Below are 18444 nucleotides of genomic sequence, written 5' to 3' on the forward strand. Positions count from 1 at the left end.
CCCTACGGCAGCGGAGGCACGTCACGCTTTTAGTCAAGCAAGAAAAAGGCCGGGATTTCTCCCGGCCTTCCTGCCACGGTGGGGGCTGCCGTGGCGCGGCGCGGATGCGCCTATGGTCGTCAGGATGCGAAGCTCAGAACTTCGCCCGGATGCCGGCATAGGCCGCGAGCGGCATCCCCGGAACCATGCTGCGCGGATCGTTAAGCGCGAACGCGGTTCCGCCACCGGCGGTGTTGAAGCCGGCGGGGTCGAACACGGTACCTGCCGAGTAATAGCGCTGATTGAACAGGTTCTGGATCAGGCCGAACACCTCGACGTTCTTGGTCACCTGATAAGATGTGTTGACGTTCACGACCCAGTAGGCCGGGACCTTCGGGTAGACGTTGGTCTCGTCGTGCAGCAGGTACTGGCTGCCGACATAGTTGACGCTCGCCCCGACCTTCCAGGCGTCGGTCACGGCATATTCTGCGCCGAGCTTCAGGCGGTGCGCCGGAATGCCGGGAATGTGGTTGCCGGAGACGACGCCGACCGGCACCCGCAGGAACGGATCGTTGACGTCGAAGGCGCTGCGGAAGGTGGCGTCGATGAAGGTGTAGTTGGCGTAGGCGGTCCACCGGTTCCAGGCCAGGTCGACCTTGGCCTCGACACCCTGGCGCAGCGTGGTGCCGGCGTTCTTGAAATAGCCGCGCACCGGGTTGGCCGGGTCGACGACTTGGATGATGTCGTCGGAATTCTCGGTACGAAACAGGCTGAGGCCCCAGCGCAGCCGCCAGCCATCATCGACCGCCACCGATTTGATCGGGGCCTTGCGGTAGGCCGGCAGGTCGGCGGCGTAGGCCGAGCGGCCGCCGGAAATCTCGCCGCGCAGGCCGCCTTCGACGGTGCGGGACACCACCTGCTTGAGCGGCGGATCGGCGATCAGGAAGTTGTCGATCAGGCAGGGATTGGCCGGATCGGAGCAGCCGAGCTCGAGCGGCGTCGGCGCGCGGTTGGCTTCTGAATAGCCCGCGTAGGCGGTCATGTCAGGCGTGATCTTGTAGGTCAGGCCGACCACCGGGTTGAAGCGCTGGAAATTGTTGTTGCTGTTCAGCAGCGGCGCGAAGCCGGTCTGGTCGCGCAGGTTGATCTGCGCCCAGTTGAAACGGCCGCCGGCCGTCAGCGCCAGCTGCGAGGTGATGTCGAAGGTGTTGGTCGCGTAGATGCCGAGATAGGTGTTCTTGGCATTCAGGTTGACGGGAGCAAGGCCCGCGTTGGGCTGGTCGATGTAGACGCCGAGGCCGGTGACGAACAGGTTGTTGTCGATGGTGCCGAGCTCGGATGTGGCCTGGAAGTTGGTATTGCCGTGATCGACGCTGGCGCCGACGACGAAATGGTTGTCATGGCCGAAGAGCTGCGTCGTTGAGGTCGCCTGCAGCGAGCCGCCATAGCTGTCGGTCTTGACGGTATTGCGGTCGATCTGACCGAGCGCCGCATCGCCCGCCAGCGTATTGGCGGTCGGACCGTTGCGGTTCATCTGGAACTCGGTGCCGGCGGCATCGCTGAGACAGAATTCTCCGGGGAACGCGCCCGCGGGGTCGCAGGCCGCAACCTCGGTGCTATTGCCATCGACGCGCGCGGATTTGTAGTTGCGGTAATAGCCGTTGGCCTGGATCGACAGCGTGTCGGTCGGCGTCCACTTTGCGCTGGCCTGCACCATCTGCATCTGCAGATGCAGCGACTGCGGCCAGGTATAGACGCTGGACCAGCGCTGGTTCAGCATCTCGATCGGTGTCGCGGCGACCGAGCCGAGCTTGTTGTCGGCACCGGTGAAGGAGAGATGGAATTCGGTGTTGTCGCCGCGCGCGCCGAAATCGGCATACATGCGCCGGATCTGCGAGGCCGACGAGTAGTCGCGCCAGCCGCGGTCATAGGCGCCTTCCGCCGCGATATAGGCCGAGTAGGTGCCGTTGTTCCAGCCGTATTGAGCGCCCGACTGGATCCGGCCGAACGAGCCGCCGAACAACTGCGCTTCCCCGCCCTGGTAGTTGAAGCCGTTCTTCATCTCGATCGACAGCGCACCGCCGGTGGCGTTGAGGCCGAACAGCGGATTGTTCGGCATCAGGGTCATGCGTGCGATCGCCATTTCCGGGATCAGGTCCCAGTTCACGACGTCGCCGAAGGCCTCATTGATGCGGGTGCCGTTCTGGTAGACGGCGATGCCCTGCGGCGTCCCGAGCACGGGCGAGGCAGTCTGACCGCGATAATTCAAGTCGCGCTGGAACGCGTTCCCGGTCTGGTCGCTGAGGGAGACCCCGGGCACCGATTGCAGGATGCTGTCGAGCAGCGTCGGCGCGCGGCTGTGGTCGAGCTCCCGCGCCCCGATGGTTTCGACATTGGAAGGAATCTTGTCCTTCGCGATCTCGCTGCCCTGAACGGGCGAGACGCCGACCACCTCGATGGTCTGCAGGGTTTGCTGCGCGAACGCAGCCGCGGGCAGCAACGCACAGGTCGCGAGAAGCGCGCTCTTCAGCGCCGACAGTCTGGTCAAGACGTCCCCCAGTTTCTTGTCGACCGGATCCGGCAACAGCCCACGCCCCTGAGCCTTTACCCGCACCAGAACTGGCCGATTTACCCGTTTACGAACGTTAACATTCGTAAACAGCCCTCCAGTTCGTCGCAACGGGCAATATTCTTCGGCCCCTAGGGACAATCTTCCCGGATCCGGAAAGTGGCGATCGATTCGCCGAGCTATCTCCCAGCCTCGGCCGCACTGTTGCACCCGATCCTGGTTTGCAAGGGAACTCACATGGTAGAGGAAGCATCGGCGCCGTCGGCGCCATAAGGGCAAGACCTTCATCGGATGTATCGCGTTCTGCTCGTCGATGACCACCCGGTCGTGATCACGGCCTGCCGCTGGCTGCTGAACGAAGCCGGGATCCGCGCGCTGTCCGAGGCACACGATGCCAACAGCGGGTACCAAGCCTATGTCCGTGACCGGCCGGATGTCGCGATCGTCGATCTGCGCCTGCCCGGGCAGGAGCTCGGCGGCATCAATCTGATCGAACGCATGCGGTCGCACGATCCCCGCGCCCGGATCCTGGTCTTCAGCATGCATGCCGATCCGCGCATCGTCCGCTCGGCGATCGACGCCGGCGCCAGCGGCTATCTGCTGAAGGACGCGCCGCCGCACGAGCTGCCCAAGGCGTTGGAGCAGGTTCGAGCCGGCGGCACCTATCTCGATCCGCAGCTCGCCACCCGCATCGCCCTGCTCCGCGCCAACCCGGACGGCATGGCGGCCCCTGCGCTGACCCCGCGCGAGCGCCAGGCCCTTGCGCTGCTGGCCCAGGCGAAATCCTATCAGGCGATCGCCGACCATCTCGGCATCAGCTACAAGACCGTCATCAACCTGACCTACCGGCTGCGTCAGAAGCTCGGGGCCCGCAGCCTCCCCGACCTGGTTCGTCTCGCAGTGGAAATGTCCCGCCCAAGCATGTGAGGGCCAATCGCCTTCCTGCCGGCGCGCCACGAGCATCCGCCTGAAAGACGAGGGCCTGCGACGGTCTCCCGTCACAGGCCCTCGGGCTCATGTCTATGTCGCGTCGGTCCAGTGCGGACCGATGTCTCACTTCAGCAGCTTGGCCACCGACTTCAGCTCTTTCGAGTCGAGCGTGCCGTCACCGTCCGGATCAGCCGCCTTGAAGCGGCCTTCCACCAGCGCGAGATACTCGTCCTTGGTCAGCGTGCCGTCCTTGTCGGGATCAGCGGCCTTGAGATCCTTGGCCGAAACGCGGCCGCGCAGCTCCTTGGCGTCGAGCGTGCCGTCGTGATCGCGATCGAGACGATCGAACAGCGCGCCGGCGGCGGTGCGGACCTCGTTCATGTCGGCGGTGCCGTCCTTGTCGGGGTCGATCGAGGTCAGCAGCTTGGAACGGGCCGGTGCACTGACAGCGATCGTCGACGTGCCGACGATCGCGGCGATGCCGACGGCAGCGGCGGTCATCATCAGTTTCCAATTCATCGAATTGATCCTTTGTCTCCGCCGTCCGAGGGGCGGCGATGAAGGGCACGAAAACAACGTATGCGAGCGTCGGCGGTTTCACCGGCAACGCGCCGCATATCGCTTTGACCTATGGGAGGCCTTGTCATTTCGCAAGTGCAAGAACGCGACGCCCGGGAAATTCGCGCAAGTGCGTCGGGACTAGAACCTCGGTCCGTGCAGAAAATATCTCCCCGGACGGTCACGACGCGGACCGCTATCGTGGTCGAAGACACCTCCTCCTGCCTCGGCGCGGGCATTGGCGACGTGGCGTCCGCGCTTGGCGACATGCCTTGCGGTTCTGGCACCGCTCCCCGATGACGCCTGTCGGACTTGCCCAACCTGATCTCTCTTGCCGGCCTGGGTTTGATTCCACCAGGCTTCCAGCTGGTCCCGCAGCGGCTCCTCCGCGAAGGCGCGTGCATCCGGCAGCAGCGTGGACAGAAGCAGTGTGAGCACCAGTCCGAGCCGCATCGGCCGAGCGGACAAGCGGCGACGATGACCGGGTGTGTGAAGCACGGGCGTGTCCATTCTCTGGCTGATCCGGTGATCAGCAATGCATGCTGCAACGCATGTTTTCCTCGCTCTATGACCTCAATGTGTTTGCAGCACGCCACATTCATCACCGTGTTGAGATTCACTCGCGAAATGGCCGCCATATTGTCCCGGTCAAAATGTCCCGTTCGACTTGCCAAAACATCCCTATTCCTCATCGAAACAGCAAGGGCCGGAGCAATTGCGGCATTCGACGACTGATCGTTTCCCGATCGCGTCATCTTTCAGCCGACAGGCCCGCATGTTTTCGCCCAGCCGACTCGTTAGCTCATTAGTTGAAGGGAGCGCGGGGACATGCAGCCGAACGGCATCGCCAGGAGTACAAAAAGACGATCGCGATTGTACATGGCTGCCGGTGCTCTCGTGCTCGCGCCGTTCGGTGCAGCGGCCGAGGAGATCCAGGGCAATGACCCCGCCTCGCCCGGACATTTCCAGGTCGAACAGCGCTTCGGCTATCTGACAACCTTCAATCCGCAACAGAACGGCGGACGCCGCGTGCCGCAGCGTGCGGTCACCGGCGAGACCGAGATCGGCTACTCGCCAACCGAATGGTATGAGATCGCGTTGACCTCACCTTACGCCTTTGCCCGCACCAATGTGCCGATGGCGCTGGGCAACGTGATGGACAATGGCGTGCCCGGCTATTCATTCCAGTCCGGCGGCGTCACCATTCGCCAGACCTTCATCCAGGGCGACCGGCTCGAGCGCACCGTCTTCCTCGGCCTGGTGTCACGCACCATCCTGGCGCCGCAGGGCGGCCTGACGCCGGACCTGTGGGTCGCCAACAAGGCCGGCGCCGGCCAGCCCGGCGCGCCGCGCTTCGTGCAGGAGGCCACGCCGCGGGTGGCGCAGATGTTCACGCCGATCATCGGCGTCAACCTGCCCAACGACTATCAGCTCATCTTCAACGCCAACATGACCTTCGGCATCGACGGCGCCGGCTCGGCCTTCGAGCCCTCGGTGCGCTTCGTCAAGCGCCTCAGCGATCGCTGGACCGTCGGTATCGAGCATTTCTCCAATCTCGGACCGTTCGGCTACATCCTGCCCTGGAATCAGCAGATGCAGACGCTCTACGCGGTCGCCGACACCCGCTTCAAGGGCTTCGAATTCAGCTTCGGCGTCGGCTACGGCCTGACCAACGCCTCGCGCGGCCTTGCCGTCAAGACCAGCATCGGCAAGGATTTCTGACCCCGCGCGCCCTCATCCCATGACCAATCATAAGAAAAGGACACTCGTCATGCGTCGCCTCGTCACCGCCTGCGCGCTTCTCATGCTGGCCGGCTCCGCCGCGTCCGCCGAGGACGGCCCGCGCTTCCTCAACCGCACCGGCCAGACCATCGTGAAAATGTACCTGGCGGCCGCCGGCACCAAAACCTGGGGCGCCGACCAGTGCAAGAACGACGACGAGGGCGAGGTCGACCACAATGAGCGCATGACGCTGGTCGGCGTGAAGTCCGGCCGCTACGACATCAAGCTGTCCGAAAAGGGCGGCCGCACCTGCGTCGCCAAGAACATCGAACTCAAGGAAGGCGCGCAGTTCGTCGTGCGCGATACGGATCTGACCGAGTGCAGCAAATAAGCGGCACGCGGCGGCACCGATATCGCCCTGGATGGCGCCGCGCTCAGCGCGGTCTCAGATGGAGGGGGACCGTGCGCGAGACCTGCGCCTGAGCCATCGCCGGCGGAAAGCGCGGGAACGGCGCGGCGCGTTCGATGATGCCCATCGCCGCGCGGTCCAGCGCCGGCGAGCCCGAGCTTCCAGCGAGCCGCCGCGACAGCAGCCGGCCGTTACGATCGATCACGACGTTCAGCATGACGGTGCCGCTCGCGCCATTGCCGTCGGAGGGATAGGCCGCGGCGCGGCGGATCTGCGCCACCACCTCGGCGTTCCAACTGGCCTGGCCCTCGCGCGCCCCGACGCTGTCCTCGCCGGGATTGGGCGCCGACGCGACACGTGAAGGCCGGGCCGCCGGCGCCGCAGCCGGCTTCGGCGGTGCGGGCTTCCTCTCGGCCCTCTCCTTCGTTTCCTTCTTCTCCACCGGCTTGCGCTCGACACGCTCGGGCACGGGAACGGGCTTCGGCTCCGGCGGTTTCGCCTCGATCGGTTTCGGTGGTGGCGGCGGCGGCAAGACGACATCGTCTGCACGCGGCGGCTCGGGCGCGAGGGCGACCTGTGGCGCGGGCTCCGGCGAGGGAACGACATCCGGCACCGGCTCCGGCTCGGAGGGAGCCGGGACAGGCTCAGCGACGGCCTCGCGCGCGACCGGGTCGTCCTTCACCGGCTCATCCTTTGGCGGCTCCACCGGCGGCGGCTCGGACGCCGGCGCATCCTGCGCCGTCGGCGCCGGCTGGCTCACCACCGCCGGGGTGAACACGACGTCGAAGGCCGGCGCCTGGGCACGCCCCTGCGGCGCGGGACGCAGCAGCAGATAGCCGACGGCGAGCCCGACATGCAGCCCGCCCACCACCAGCGCGGCGATGGTCCACAGCGTCCGCTCCCGGCGCTGCTCGTGTTCGAACGGATCGAGCGTCAGAACGCTCACTGCGCGCCCCGGTCTTCCAGGGCAACGAGCGCGACCTTGGTGTAGCCGGCGCGGCGCAACGTGTTCATCAGCGCCATCACCTCGCCATAGGGCAGCGTCTGATCGGCGCGCAGCAGCACGCGCTGCTCGTGATCGGACTTGGTGGCGGCATCGAGCGAGGCGGCGATGTCGGCCTGCGCCACGCTCTGGTCGCCAACGGCGAGCGAGCGGTCGGCCTTGAAGGTGACGAAGACCGGCGTCTCCGCGCGCGGCTGCGGCTCGGCCGAGATCGCCGGCAGGTTGACCGGGACGTCGACCGTGGCGAGCGGCGCGGCAACCATGAAGATGATCAGGAGCACCAGCATGACGTCGATGAACGGCGTCACGTTGATGTCGTGCGTCTCCTCGAACTCGTCGGGGCGCCGGGCAAGCTTGACGGCCATGGCTCACTCCGCCGGATTGGCGATCGACAGCAGCGGCGCGTCGACCGCGCGGATGGCGCTGCGCCGCGCCTCCGTGGGCCCGGCGTGCTGACGATCGAGATCACGGCTGAGCAGCCGCATCACCGCGACCGACGCATCGGCGATGACGGCGCGATAGCCGCCGGTGGCGCGCGCGAACAGGTTGTAGATCACGACCGCGGGAATCGCGGCTGCGAGGCCGAACGCGGTGGCGAGCAGCGCCTCGGCAATGCCCGGCGCGACCACCGCGAGGTTGGTGGTGTGGGCATGCGAGATGCCGATGAAGCTGTTCATGATGCCCCAGACCGTGCCGAACAGGCCGACGAACGGCCCGACGGCGCCGACGGTGGCGAGAATGCCGATGCCGCGGCCGATCCGCGCCACCGCCGCGGCCTCGATCCGCTCGAACTGCCAGGAGACGCGCTCCTTGATGCCATCGGCGGGGAGGCCACGCGACTTGTCAATTTCGTCATCGGCGACGGCCAGCAGCCGTCCGACCACACCGTCGTCGGCGGAAATGCGTCCCGTCGCATCCGACAGCGCGCGCGCGGCCAGCGCGATGCCGAGCGCGCTGCGCGAGGTGCGCAGTGCCGCGCGGAGCTGGATCGTCTTCACCACCAGAACGGTCCAGGTTGCGACCGAAGCCAGCGCCAGCCCGATCATCACCGACTTCACGACGATGTCGGCCTGCATGAACATGGTCCAGGGCGACAACGCCTCCGGCAGCGTGCTCGCGATATTGGCGATGTGCGCCTGATCCATGGCCGTACTCCCTCGGTGGCCCCGTGGTTGGTGATCACGATCCCGGCGTGGATCGCATGGGGCCATGCCGGATCGTGTCGAGGCCTTGTTGTTTCGTGTCGTTGGGGCAAAGTCACGGCGAAGATCGCGACAATCCCGATCGTCAAAGAGTGCCGCCTGTCCCCACCGGCTTCAAGGCACTTGCTGCGTGGAAGTTGTCCCATGCGGACCGGGAATAATTCCCGAATGGAACGGGAAGCCCCTCACCTCTGGGCCAAAAGAAAAGGCCGGGATTGCTCCCGGCCTTCGTGATGGGATCGCCCGGTCGAGCCGGGCGATGACTTCAGAGCGTTGGCTCACTTCGCCTCGGCGCGCTTCGGCGGGGTGGCCGGCCACGACTTGATCAGGGTGTCGTAGTCGATCGTCTCGCCCTTCGGCTTCTCGTTCGCGAGCTTGCGCTGCGGAGCGATGTTGCCGTCCTTGGCCGACTTGTTGAACCAGAACTCGGCCGATTCCTTCTTGTTCAGTTTCGGACCGCACTCGCCCTGGACCTTGGACTTCTCCAGACGCTCGAGGACGGAGTCCTGAGCGGCCGCGAGCGCGTCCATCGCCTGCTGCGGGGTCTTCGCACCGGACGACGCATCGCCGATGTTCTGCCACCACAACTGCGCCAGCTTCGGATAGTCGGGCACGTTGTTGCCGGTCGGGGTCCACTGCACGCGCGCGGGCGAGCGGTAGAACTCGATCAGGCCGCCGAGCTTCGGCGCACGCTCGGTGAACGACTTGTCCCAGATGTCGGATTCACGGATGAAGGTGAGGCCGACATGGCTCTTCTTCAGCGACACCGTCTTGGAGACGATGAACTGCAGGTACAGCCAGGCGGCCTTGCGGCGATCCGGCGGGGTCGACTTCAAGAGCGTCGCAGAACCGGCATCCTGGTAGCCGAGCTTCATGCCCTCCTTCCAGTACGCGCCATGCGGCGACGGGGCCATGCGCCACTTCGGCGTGCCGTCCGCATTCACGACCGGCAGGCCGGGCTTCACCATGTCGGCGGTGAAGGCGGTGTACCAGAAGATCTGCTGAGCGACGTTGCCCTGCGCCGGGACCGGACCGGCCTCGGAGAAGGTCATGCCCTGCGCCTGCGGCGGCGCATACTTCTTCATCCAGTCGAGATACTTCGCGATCGAGTAGACGGCCGCCGGGCCGTTGGTGTCACCGCCGCGCTCGATCGACGAGCCGACCGGACGGCAGCCTTCCATGCGGATGCCCCATTCGTCGACCGGCAGGCCGTTCGGGATGCCCTTGTCGCCGTTGCCGGCCATCGACAGCCAGGCGTCGGTGAAGCGCCAGCCGAGCGAGGGATCCTTCTTGCCATAGTCCATGTGGCCATAGACCTTGACGCCGTTGATCTCCTTGATGTCGTTGGTGAAGAACTCGGCGATGTCCTCATAGGCCGACCAGTTCACGGGCACGCCGAGGTCGTAGCCATACTTGGCCTTGAACTTGGCCTTGTAGTCCGGATTGGTGAACCAGTCGTAGCGGAACCAATACAGGTTCGCGAACTGCTGGTCGGGCAGCTGATAGAGCTTGCCGTCCGGCGCGGTCGTGAACGACTTGCCGATGAAGTCGTTGACGTCGAGCATCGGATCGGTGACGTCCTTGCCTTCGCCCTTCATGTAGTCCGACAGCGCGATCGTCTGGCCGTAACGGAAGTGGGTGCCGATCAGGTCGGAGTCGTTGATCCAGCCGTCATAGACGTTCTTGCCGGACTGCATCTGGGTCTGCAGCTTCTCGACGACGTCACCTTCCTGGATGATGTCGTGCTTGAGCTTGATGCCGGTGATTTCGCTGAACGCCTTGGCGAGAGTCTTCGACTCGTATTCGTGAGTCGTGATGGTCTCGGAGACGACGTTGATCTCCATGCCCTTGAAGGGCTCGGCGGCCTTCGCGAACCACTCGAGCTCCTTCTTCTGCTCTTCCTTCGACAGCGTCGAAGGCTGGAATTCGCTGTCGATCCACTTCTGGATCGTGGCGTCGTCCGCACGTGCCGGCACGGACAGCGTCATAGTGGCGGCGAACAGCGCAGCAGCGCTGGTCATCGCGAGATAGCTCGCCTTGGTCAGGTGATGCTTCCTAGGTTTCAAGTGTCGCATGCTTTCCTCCTTGAGCGACAGACGTATCCAGGTCCGGGTTGCCCCCGGATCTGCCCCTTTTCACCTGCGTCAGACGGTGCGGAAGATCGCAACGGCTGATGCAAGCGAAATTGCGGTCGCGAGCCACAGGCTCGAAACCTCAAACCCTTCCTCGCCGATCGGCAAGGTCGCAATCGTGTCGGTGCCGACCAGACCGATCCATACGAGATGAATGACGGCGGCCGAGATCAGCGAGATGAACAGCCGGTCGCCGCGCGTGGTCGGGATGCGCAGCACGCCGACCCGCTCGGCCTCCGGATAGCGCGCGGCGAGCACGATCATGACGCCGAGCGTGCATGCGAGCGCAGCAAAGAAGATCGCGGTCGGCAAGGTCCATGCCATCCATGCGATGCTGTTCATGGCTATCGGCTCCAGGCGGTAATGGGCCCCCTCCCCCGCTTGCGGGGGAGGGTTGGGGTGGGGGCGCCGCGCGTCGGAGCGCCCGAGAGGAGAGATGCCCCCACCCGTATCGCATCTGACGATGCGATACGGCCTCCCCCGCAAGCGGGGGAGGCGGAACGGAGGCCGTGGCAACAAGCGTGCGTCATCACACCCGTCCCAGCGCGAAGCCGCGCGCGATGTAGTTGCGGACGAACCAGATGACGAGCGCGCCGGGGATGATCGTGAGCACGCCGGCAGCCGCGAGCAGGCCCCAATCCATTCCGGACGCCGAGACCGTGCGCGTCATCACCGCCGAGATCGGCTTGGCGTCGACGGAGGTCAGCGTGCGCGCGAGCAGCAGTTCGACCCAGGAGAACATGAAGCAGAAGAAGGCGGCGACGCCGATGCCGCTAGCGATCAGCGGCACCAGGATCTTCACGAAGAAGCGCGGAAACGAGTAGCCGTCGAGGAACGCCGTCTCGTCGATCTCGCGCGGCACCGACGACACGAAGCCTTCGAGGATCCAGACCGCGAGCGGGATATTGAAGATGCAATGCGCCAGCGCCACCGCCCAGGGCGTATCGAACAGGCCGATCGCCGAATACAGATTGAAGAACGGCAGCGCGTAGACCGCAGCCGGCGCCATGCGGTTCGACAGCAGCCAGAAGAACAGGTGCTTGTCGCCAAGGAAGCGGTACCGCGAGAATGCATAGGCCGCCGGCAGCGCCACGAGAATCGAGATCACCGTGTTGATGATCACGTATTTCAGCGAGTTGATGTAGCCGGAATACCAGCTCTCGTCGGTGAAGATGCGCATGTAGTTGGCCAGCGTCGGCTGATGCGGCCACAAGTTCATCGTGGTGACGATCTCGTTGTTGGTCTTGAAGCTCATGTTGACGAGCCAGTAGATCGGCAACAGCAGGAAGACCAGGAATAACGAGATGATGATCCGACGGCCCGGAATGGTGTTCATCACGCGCCCCCTTTCACCGGCCGCCGCTCGGCGCCGGCATTGGTCATGATGGTGTAGAACACCCAGCAGACGATCAGGATGATCAGATTGTAGACCAGCGACAGGGCAGCCGCCTTGCCGAGATCGAACTGGCCGAGCGCGATCTTGACGAGCTCGATCGAGATGAAGGTCGTCGAATTGCCCGGCCCGCCGCCTGTGACGACGAACGGCTCGGTGTAGATCATGAAGCTGTCCATGAAGCGCAGCAGCACGGCGATCAGCAGCACGCGATGCATCTTGGGCAGCTGGATCGCGGTGAACACCGCCCAGCGCGAGGCGCCGTCGATCTGCGCAGCCTGGTAATAGGCGTCGGGGATCGACTTCAGGCCGGCATAGCACAGCAGCGCTACCAGGCTGGTCCAGTGCCAGACGTCCATCAAGATGACCGTGAACCAGGCGTCGGCGTCGTTGGAGACGTAATTGTAGTCCAGGCCGATGGCGTTGAGCGTGTAGCCGAGCAGGCCGATGTCGGAGCGGCCGAAGATCTGCCAGATCGTGCCGACCACGTTCCACGGAATCAGAAGCGGCAGCGCCAGCACGACGAGGCAGAACGCCACGGTCCATCCGCCCCGCGGCATCGACAGCGCCACGACGATTCCGAGCGGAACCTCGATGGCCAGGATCGCGAGCGAGAAGATCAGGTTACGCCCGAGCGAGGCGAGGAAGCGGCCGCCGAGATCGGTCGAGGGATCGAGCAGCTCCTTGAACCAGCCGACGCCATTCCAGAAGAACTGGTTGTTGCCGAACGTGTCCTGCATCGAATAGTTCACCACCGTCATCAGCGGCAGGACAGCGGAGAACGCCACCAGCAGGAACACCGGCAGCACCAGGAACCAGGCCTTGTTGTTGATGGTCTTGTCCATCACTCAGGCTCCCTCGACGAGACGGCTGTCGGCATAGACGTGGACATAGGCTGGATCGAACTTCAGCCCGATCGCCGAGCCCTGCGGCGAGAAGCCGGCCGGCAGGCGCGCGGCGAACTTGACGTCGCCGACGCGAACGCGGGCGAAACGGATGCGGCCGAGATCGTCGACGCGTTCGATATTGGCGTCGAGCAGGCCCGGTCCGGGTTGAGCGACATCGACGAATTCCGGGCGGACGCCGATCTCGATCTTGGCGCCGGCCGGCAGCGCGTCGTAGCTGCGCGACAGCGTCAGGGTGTGGCCATCGATGCGGGCCTCGCGTCCCTTCACCTCGGCGGAGAGGATGTTCATGCCGGGCGAGCCGATGAAGTAGCCGACGAAGGTATGCGCCGGCTTGTCGAACAATTCCGCGGGCGTGCCGCTCTGCACCACGCGGCCGTCATGCATGACGACGACGGTGTCGGCGAAGGTCAGCGCCTCGGTCTGGTCGTGGGTGACGTAGATCATCGTCAGGTCGAGCTCGCGATGCAGCGCCTTCAGCTTGGAGCGCAGCTGCCATTTCAGCTCGGGATCGATCACGGTCAGCGGCTCGTCGAACAACACGGCGGCGACGTCGGAGCGCACCAGGCCGCGGCCGAGCGAGATCTTCTGCTTGGCGTCGGCGGTGAGCCGCGTCGCCTTGCGATGGAGGTCCGGCGTCAGGTCCAAGAGCCGCGCGATCTCGGCGACGCGCTTGTCGATCTCCGCTTTCGGCACGCCGCGGTTCTTGAGCGGAAAGGCGAGGTTCTCGCCGACCGTCATCGTGTCGTAGATCACCGGAAACTGGAACACCTGCGCGATGTTGCGCTCGCGGGTCGAGGCTTTGGTGATGTCGGTGCCGTCGAACAGGATCTTGCCGTGCGAAGGCGTCAGAATGCCGGAGATCAAGTTGAGCAGCGTGGTCTTGCCGCAGCCGGACGGGCCGAGCAGCGCATAGGCGCCGCCCTGGCGCCAGGTCATCGTCACCGGCTTCAGCGCGTAGCTCTCGATATCGCCGCTGTTGCCGTTGTAGCCGTGGGCGAGATCGACGAGGTCAATGCGGGCCATGCGGCATCTCCCTCAGATCGCCGGCGCGGCGACCAGGCGGTCGCCAGCGTCGAACACGAACACATTGGACGGATCGAGCACCGCGTCGAGGATCTCGCCGGGCTCGTATTCATGGACGCCGTGCAGCACGGAGACCCAGTTCATGCCGTCGCGCGTCAGATGCACGAAGCTCTCCGATCCCGTGATCTCGGTGACCGAGACGATCGCAGGAAAGGCATGGCGGCCGTGGCTGCCATCGCCTTTGCCAAGCCCGAGCTGATGCGGGCGGAAGCCCACGCGATAGGCGCCATCGGGCAGATCAGCATAGAGGCCTACCGCCGGCGCCTTGACCCCGCCGGCGTACTCCACGCTCTCGCCGCGCTTCTGGATCTCGACCGTATTCATCGGCGGGTCCGAGAACACCTGGCCGACACGCAAGGTGTCGGGTCGGCGATACACGGCCGCAGTATCGCCGGCCTGCAGCGCCTGCCCTTCCCACATGCAGATGGTGCGGCCGCCGAGCAGCAGCGCCTCCGACGGCTCGGTGGTGGCGTAGACGAAGATTGCGCCGGATGCCTCGAAGATGCGCGGCAGCTCGGTGCGCAGCTCCTCGCGCAGCTTGTAGTCGAGATTGGCGAGCGGCTCGTCCAGCAGCACGAGGTCCGCACCCTTCACCAGGGCGCGCGCGATCGCGGTGCGCTGCTGCTGGCCGCCGGAGAGCTGCAGCGGCGTACGCTTCAGATAGGGCTCGAGCCGGAGCAGCCGGGCTGCTTCCGCCACGCGCTTCTCGATCTCCTGGCGCGACTTGCCTTGCACGCGCAACGGCGAAGCGATGTTCTCATAGACCGAGAGCGAGGGATAGTTGATGAACTGCTGATAGACCATCGCGACCGAGCGCTGCCGCACGTCGGCGCCGGTGACGTCCTTGCCGTCGACCAGCACCCGCCCCGTGGTCGGCCGGTCGAGGCCGGCGAGCAGCCGCATGATCGAGGTCTTGCCGGACAGCGTCGGCCCGAGCAGCACGCTCAGCGTACCGCGCTGCAACGTCAGCGAGACGTCGCGAATGGTGGTCACGCCGTCGACAATTCGGGAGACGTGATCGAGCGTCACGCTCATGCGCGCCCTCCCGCCTCACGCGCCGGCACGGCGGAGCGCTCGCGATTGGCTGTGATCCACGCATCGAGCGCGGCGATCTCAGCCGCCGACATCCGCAACCCCAGCTTCGATCGCCGCCACACGATGTCCTCGGCCGTCAACGCCCACTCGTTCGTCATCAGGTACCTGACTTCACGCTCCGTCAAGGTGCCACCGAAATCCTGGCCGAGATCGGCCAAAGATGTCGCACCGGCGAGCATGGCCGCAGCCCGCGTGCCATAGGCATGGGCGATCCGCTTCGCATGTGCATCCGACAGGAACGGATAGGTCTTGCGGAGATCCGCAATCAACGGCCCGACGGCCGAAACCTTCATGTCGCCGCCGGGCAGCGACGCCTTGCCGGTCCATCCCTCCTCCGCCTTGCCCCCTTTCACATAGGGCGCGAGACGCTCCAGCGCCTCTTCCGACAGGCGCCGGTAGGTGGTGATCTTGCCGCCATAGATCGACAGCAGCGGCAAGCCGCCGGGCGTATCGAGCTCGAACACGTAGTCGCGGGTCGCCGCCTTGGCCTCGGAGGCGCCGTCGTCATAGAGCGGCCGCACGCCGGAATAGCTCCACACAACGTCGGCCGGCGTCACCGGCTTGGCGAGATATTCCCCGAGCGCGGCGCAGAGATAGGCGATCTCCTCGTCGGTCGCCTTCACCTTGGCCGGATCACCCTGATAGTCGCGATCGGTGGTGCCGATCAGCGTGAAATCCTGCTGATAGGGAATGGCGAAGATGATACGGCCGTCGGCGTTCTGGAAGATGTAGGCGCGATCGTGATCGTAGAGCTTGCGCACCACGATGTGCGAGCCCTGCACCAGCCGCACCTTGGCCTTGGCATTGACGCCGGCGCCGGTCGCCAGCACCTGCTCGACCCAGGGACCGGCGGCATTGACCAGCGCGCGCGCCTTGATGGTCTCGCGCTCGCCGGTCTGCGTGTTATCGGTCGTGACCAGCCAATGGCCGCCATCCTGACGGATCTCGGTCGCGCGCGCGCGGGTGCGGATGACGGCGCCGCGATCGGCAGCATCCCGCGCGGTCAGCACGACCAGACGCGCATCGTCGACGAAGCAGTCGGAATATTCGAAGCCCTTGCTGTAGCGCCCGGGGATCAAGGGGCGGCCGACCTCGTCGCTGCGCAGGTTCACCGACCGCGTCGGCGGCAGCAGCTTGCGGCCGCCGAGATGGTCATAGAGGAACAGGCCGAGGCGCAGCAGCCAGGCCGGGCGCAGCCCCGAATGATGCGGCAGCACGAAGCGCAGCGGACGGATGATGTGGGGCGCGATCTGCCACAGGACTTCGCGCTCGATCAGCGCCTCGCGGACCAGCCGGAACTCGTAATATTCGAGATAGCGCAGGCCGCCATGCACGAGCTTGGTCGACCAGGACGAGGTTCCGCTCGCCAGATCATTCATTTCACAAAGGAAAACGGAATTTCCGCGTCCGGCCGCATCGCGCGCGATGCCGCAACCGTTCACGCCGCCTCCGATAATGGCGAGGTCGTAGATCCGCTCCAACAGACGCATCCCCCGGCAATCGCCTTGACTGCGGCGATTTCACTTTCGGTTTCGAGTTAAACACAAACGAAAGTGAAAGCAAATCGAAATTCGCATGTTGGGCCGCGGTTGGGCAAAACCTGCCCAAACCGGGATCAAGGAGCCTGCGAGAGTGGCGGAAAGTCAGGCGCGGCGGAGCACGGCGGACCCCGCCGTTTCGGTTGCCTCTGCGGCGTCGTCGACCTCGTCGGCGGACATCGCCGAGACCACCTCGATGCCGCGGCTATGGCAGAGGCTGGCCAGTCCGTCCGGCAGCGGCCGGTCGGTGACGAAGGTCTGGATCTGGCTGAGATGGGCGATGCGCACCGGCGCGCTGCGGTGGAGCTTGGTGGAATCGGCCACCAGCATCACGCTGCGGGCATTGGCGATGATCGCCTGCGCCACCTGGACCTCGCGATAGTCGAAGTCGAGCAGCGCGCCTTCCTCGTCGATCGCGGATGCGCCGATGATCGCATAGTCGACCTTGAACTGGCCGATCAGCTGCGTCGCGGTCGATCCGATCACGCCGCCGTCTGAGCGCCGCACCGTGCCGCCGGCCACGATCACCTCGATGCGCGGATGCGGATAGAGCAGCATCGCGACGTTGAGATTGTTGGTGATGACGAGCAGGTCCTGGTGCGACGACAGCGCGCTCGCCACCTCCTCCGTCGTGGTGCCGATATTGATGAACAGCGAGGAGCCGTTCGGAATCCGCGCGGCTGCGACCGCACCGATCGCCTTCTTCTCCTCGGCAGCGACGAAGCGCCGCGCCTCGTAGGCGAGATTCTCGACCCCGGAGGCGATGATGGCCCCGCCATGGATGCGCGTCAGCGCGCGCTGCTCGCACAGATCGTTGAGGTCCTTGCGGATGGTCTGGGCCGAGACTTCGAAGCGGCGCGCGAGATCCTCCACCATGACGCGGCCGGAGGCGCGCGCGATGTTGAGGATGTCGGTCTGGCGTTGAGAGAGGACGGCCATGGCAAGCTTTCAGGGACAAGCTGCACCATGGTGATGCTGATCGAGTCAAGCGTCAATCGGCAAGCATTGGGCGCATCGCAGCAATCGCCTGAAACGTCGCGCGCGGTCTGGTCCGGCTGACGTCCGCCGCGTGCGCCCGTCTGCTCAGGCGGCTGCGCTCAGCTCGCCGGTCACGAGCCGAATCGCGGCGCGTTCGGCTTCGCGGGCATTGCGAAACACCTGGCCCTCGAGGGCATTGAAGCGATGGGACGCCGCGAAGAAGCGGAAGCCGCCGCGATCGCGGACGACGATCCCCGCCGCCTGGGAGCTGACCTCGATGATGTAGGTGTCGGACATTGCGCAATCCCGTCGTTCATTCCGGGGCGTATAACCGAGCTCCATGACGAATGTTCCGTGCAGGGAGCCACCGGCCATTCCGATGTGAATGCCAACAGGAAATTGTGTGGATGTTATGTTGGCTGCGCTGCACGCACTCACGCCGTGACCCCTTGCCGAATCAGTGCGGATCATCCGGCACGAGCGTCACCTTGCGCAGCGACGCATCGGCTCCGCCGAGACGGTGTTGATGCTGACCAAGCAACTGATAGATCGTGCGCAGATCCCTCAACACCTCGACGTGATGTTCACGAAACGCGCTGAGCTGATTCTCGTAGACGCAAATCCTGCGCTCGGCGTGGAGAAGCCGCTGCTGCAGCTTCTTCAGGACCTGCAAGGTCAGTTTCTCGTCAACGTCCGACATGGACTTCCTCCCACCCTGTTCGCGCAACACGCCCCCGCCGTTTCCTCTGTGCCGGCAATTTTTTCCGGCTGGCATTTTTTGCCTTGTGGATCGAAAACGAACTGCCGTCAGCGCTGCTCGTCCGAATGTGTCACTCGAAGCACGCAATACGGCAGAGACGCGGCAACGCGCAGCCAAGCAACCAGAACTTGCAATTATCGTAAAGACGCTCGCCCTGTGGACAAGGCGCATCTCGCGCGAGAGTG

18 protein-coding genes are annotated in these 18444 nt (G+C 65.0%); 3 read left to right on the forward strand and 15 right to left on the reverse strand.

The annotated features are described in order from the left end of the window. Positions 1–133 precede the first annotated feature (133 nt). Entirely contained in the window at positions 134–2527 is a 2394-nt protein-coding gene (locus ACQR0U_RS23940) for a TonB-dependent receptor (RefSeq protein WP_316175829.1), read from the reverse strand. A 312-nt stretch (positions 2528–2839) separates the two neighbouring features. Here ACQR0U_RS23940 and ACQR0U_RS23945 point away from each other — a divergent pair, with 312 nt between their 5' ends. Next, on the forward strand, positions 2840–3475 hold the full coding sequence (locus ACQR0U_RS23945; protein WP_434872289.1) for a response regulator transcription factor: 636 nt from the start codon (positions 2840–2842) through the stop codon (positions 3473–3475). 126 nt (positions 3476–3601) lie between these two features. Here ACQR0U_RS23945 and ACQR0U_RS23950 read toward each other — a convergent pair whose 3' ends face one another. After that, entirely contained in the window at positions 3602–3958 is a 357-nt protein-coding gene (locus ACQR0U_RS23950) for an EF-hand domain-containing protein (RefSeq protein WP_434872308.1), read from the reverse strand. 957 nt (positions 3959–4915) lie between these two features. Between ACQR0U_RS23950 and ACQR0U_RS23955 the strand changes: the two genes are divergently transcribed. Together ACQR0U_RS23955 and ACQR0U_RS23960 are read left to right on the forward strand one after the other, a co-directional pair. After that, positions 4916–5758, forward strand: a complete 843-nt coding sequence (locus ACQR0U_RS23955) for a hypothetical protein (protein ID WP_315717330.1) — start codon at positions 4916–4918, stop codon at positions 5756–5758. A 49-nt stretch (positions 5759–5807) separates the two neighbouring features. After that, positions 5808–6149: a hypothetical protein gene (locus tag ACQR0U_RS23960; protein ID WP_315717331.1), complete on the forward strand. Its 342-nt coding sequence runs from the start codon at positions 5808–5810 to the stop codon at positions 6147–6149. A gap of 43 nt (positions 6150–6192) precedes the next feature. Here ACQR0U_RS23960 and ACQR0U_RS23965 read toward each other — a convergent pair whose 3' ends face one another. From ACQR0U_RS23965 to ACQR0U_RS24025, 13 genes are all read right to left on the reverse strand, one after another. After that, positions 6193–7113 carry a TonB family protein gene (locus ACQR0U_RS23965; RefSeq protein WP_434872290.1) on the reverse strand — a complete coding sequence of 307 codons (921 nt, stop codon included), beginning with the start codon at positions 7111–7113 and terminating at the stop codon, positions 6193–6195. After that, on the reverse strand, positions 7110–7535 hold the full coding sequence (exbD, locus tag ACQR0U_RS23970; protein ID WP_315738390.1) for a TonB system transport protein ExbD: 426 nt from the start codon (positions 7533–7535) through the stop codon (positions 7110–7112). Before exbD ends, ACQR0U_RS23965 begins: the two co-directional genes overlap by 4 nt. A gap of 3 nt (positions 7536–7538) precedes the next feature. Beyond that, positions 7539–8315, reverse strand: coding sequence for a tonB-system energizer ExbB (exbB, locus tag ACQR0U_RS23975; RefSeq protein ID WP_316187208.1), 777 nt, complete (start codon positions 8313–8315; stop codon positions 7539–7541). Between the two features lie 335 nt (positions 8316–8650). Then, positions 8651–10393, reverse strand: a complete 1743-nt coding sequence (locus ACQR0U_RS23980) for an ABC transporter substrate-binding protein (RefSeq protein WP_315717375.1) — start codon at positions 10391–10393, stop codon at positions 8651–8653. 123 nt (positions 10394–10516) lie between these two features. Further along, entirely contained in the window at positions 10517–10846 is a 330-nt protein-coding gene (locus ACQR0U_RS23985; RefSeq protein ID WP_315717336.1) for a DUF2160 domain-containing protein, read from the reverse strand. 187 nt (positions 10847–11033) lie between these two features. Beyond that, the gene (locus ACQR0U_RS23990; protein WP_315717337.1) at positions 11034–11840 is read right to left on the reverse strand and encodes a carbohydrate ABC transporter permease; all 807 of its coding nucleotides are present in this window, start codon (positions 11838–11840) and stop codon (positions 11034–11036) included. Beyond that, positions 11840–12742: a carbohydrate ABC transporter permease gene (locus tag ACQR0U_RS23995; RefSeq protein ID WP_315717338.1), complete on the reverse strand. Its 903-nt coding sequence runs from the start codon at positions 12740–12742 to the stop codon at positions 11840–11842. The genes ACQR0U_RS23990 and ACQR0U_RS23995 overlap by 1 nt, the downstream gene beginning before the upstream one ends. Positions 12743–12745: 3 nt before the next feature. Then, positions 12746–13828, reverse strand: a complete 1083-nt coding sequence (locus tag ACQR0U_RS24000; protein ID WP_434872291.1) for an ABC transporter ATP-binding protein — start codon at positions 13826–13828, stop codon at positions 12746–12748. A 12-nt stretch (positions 13829–13840) separates the two neighbouring features. Then, positions 13841–14923 (reverse strand): ABC transporter ATP-binding protein, encoded by a 1083-nt coding sequence (locus ACQR0U_RS24005; protein WP_315717340.1) that lies wholly within the window; start codon positions 14921–14923, stop codon positions 13841–13843. Continuing rightward, entirely contained in the window at positions 14920–16473 is a 1554-nt protein-coding gene (gene glpD, locus ACQR0U_RS24010) for a glycerol-3-phosphate dehydrogenase (RefSeq protein WP_315750375.1), read from the reverse strand. The genes ACQR0U_RS24005 and glpD overlap by 4 nt, the downstream gene beginning before the upstream one ends. Positions 16474–16626: 153 nt before the next feature. Then, positions 16627–17460, reverse strand: coding sequence for a DeoR/GlpR family DNA-binding transcription regulator (locus tag ACQR0U_RS24015; protein WP_316171603.1), 834 nt, complete (start codon positions 17458–17460; stop codon positions 16627–16629). A gap of 144 nt (positions 17461–17604) precedes the next feature. After that, a complete protein-coding gene (locus ACQR0U_RS24020; RefSeq protein WP_315717343.1) occupies positions 17605–17796 on the reverse strand; it encodes a hypothetical protein in 192 nt (63 codons plus the stop codon). 160 nt (positions 17797–17956) lie between these two features. After that, positions 17957–18229, reverse strand: a complete 273-nt coding sequence (locus ACQR0U_RS24025) for a hypothetical protein (protein WP_315750373.1) — start codon at positions 18227–18229, stop codon at positions 17957–17959. Between the last annotated feature and the right edge of the window lie 215 nt (positions 18230–18444).

The organism is Bradyrhizobium sp. HKCCYLRH3097 (assembly GCF_051167875.1).
Taxonomy (GTDB): domain Bacteria; phylum Pseudomonadota; class Alphaproteobacteria; order Rhizobiales; family Xanthobacteraceae; genus Bradyrhizobium.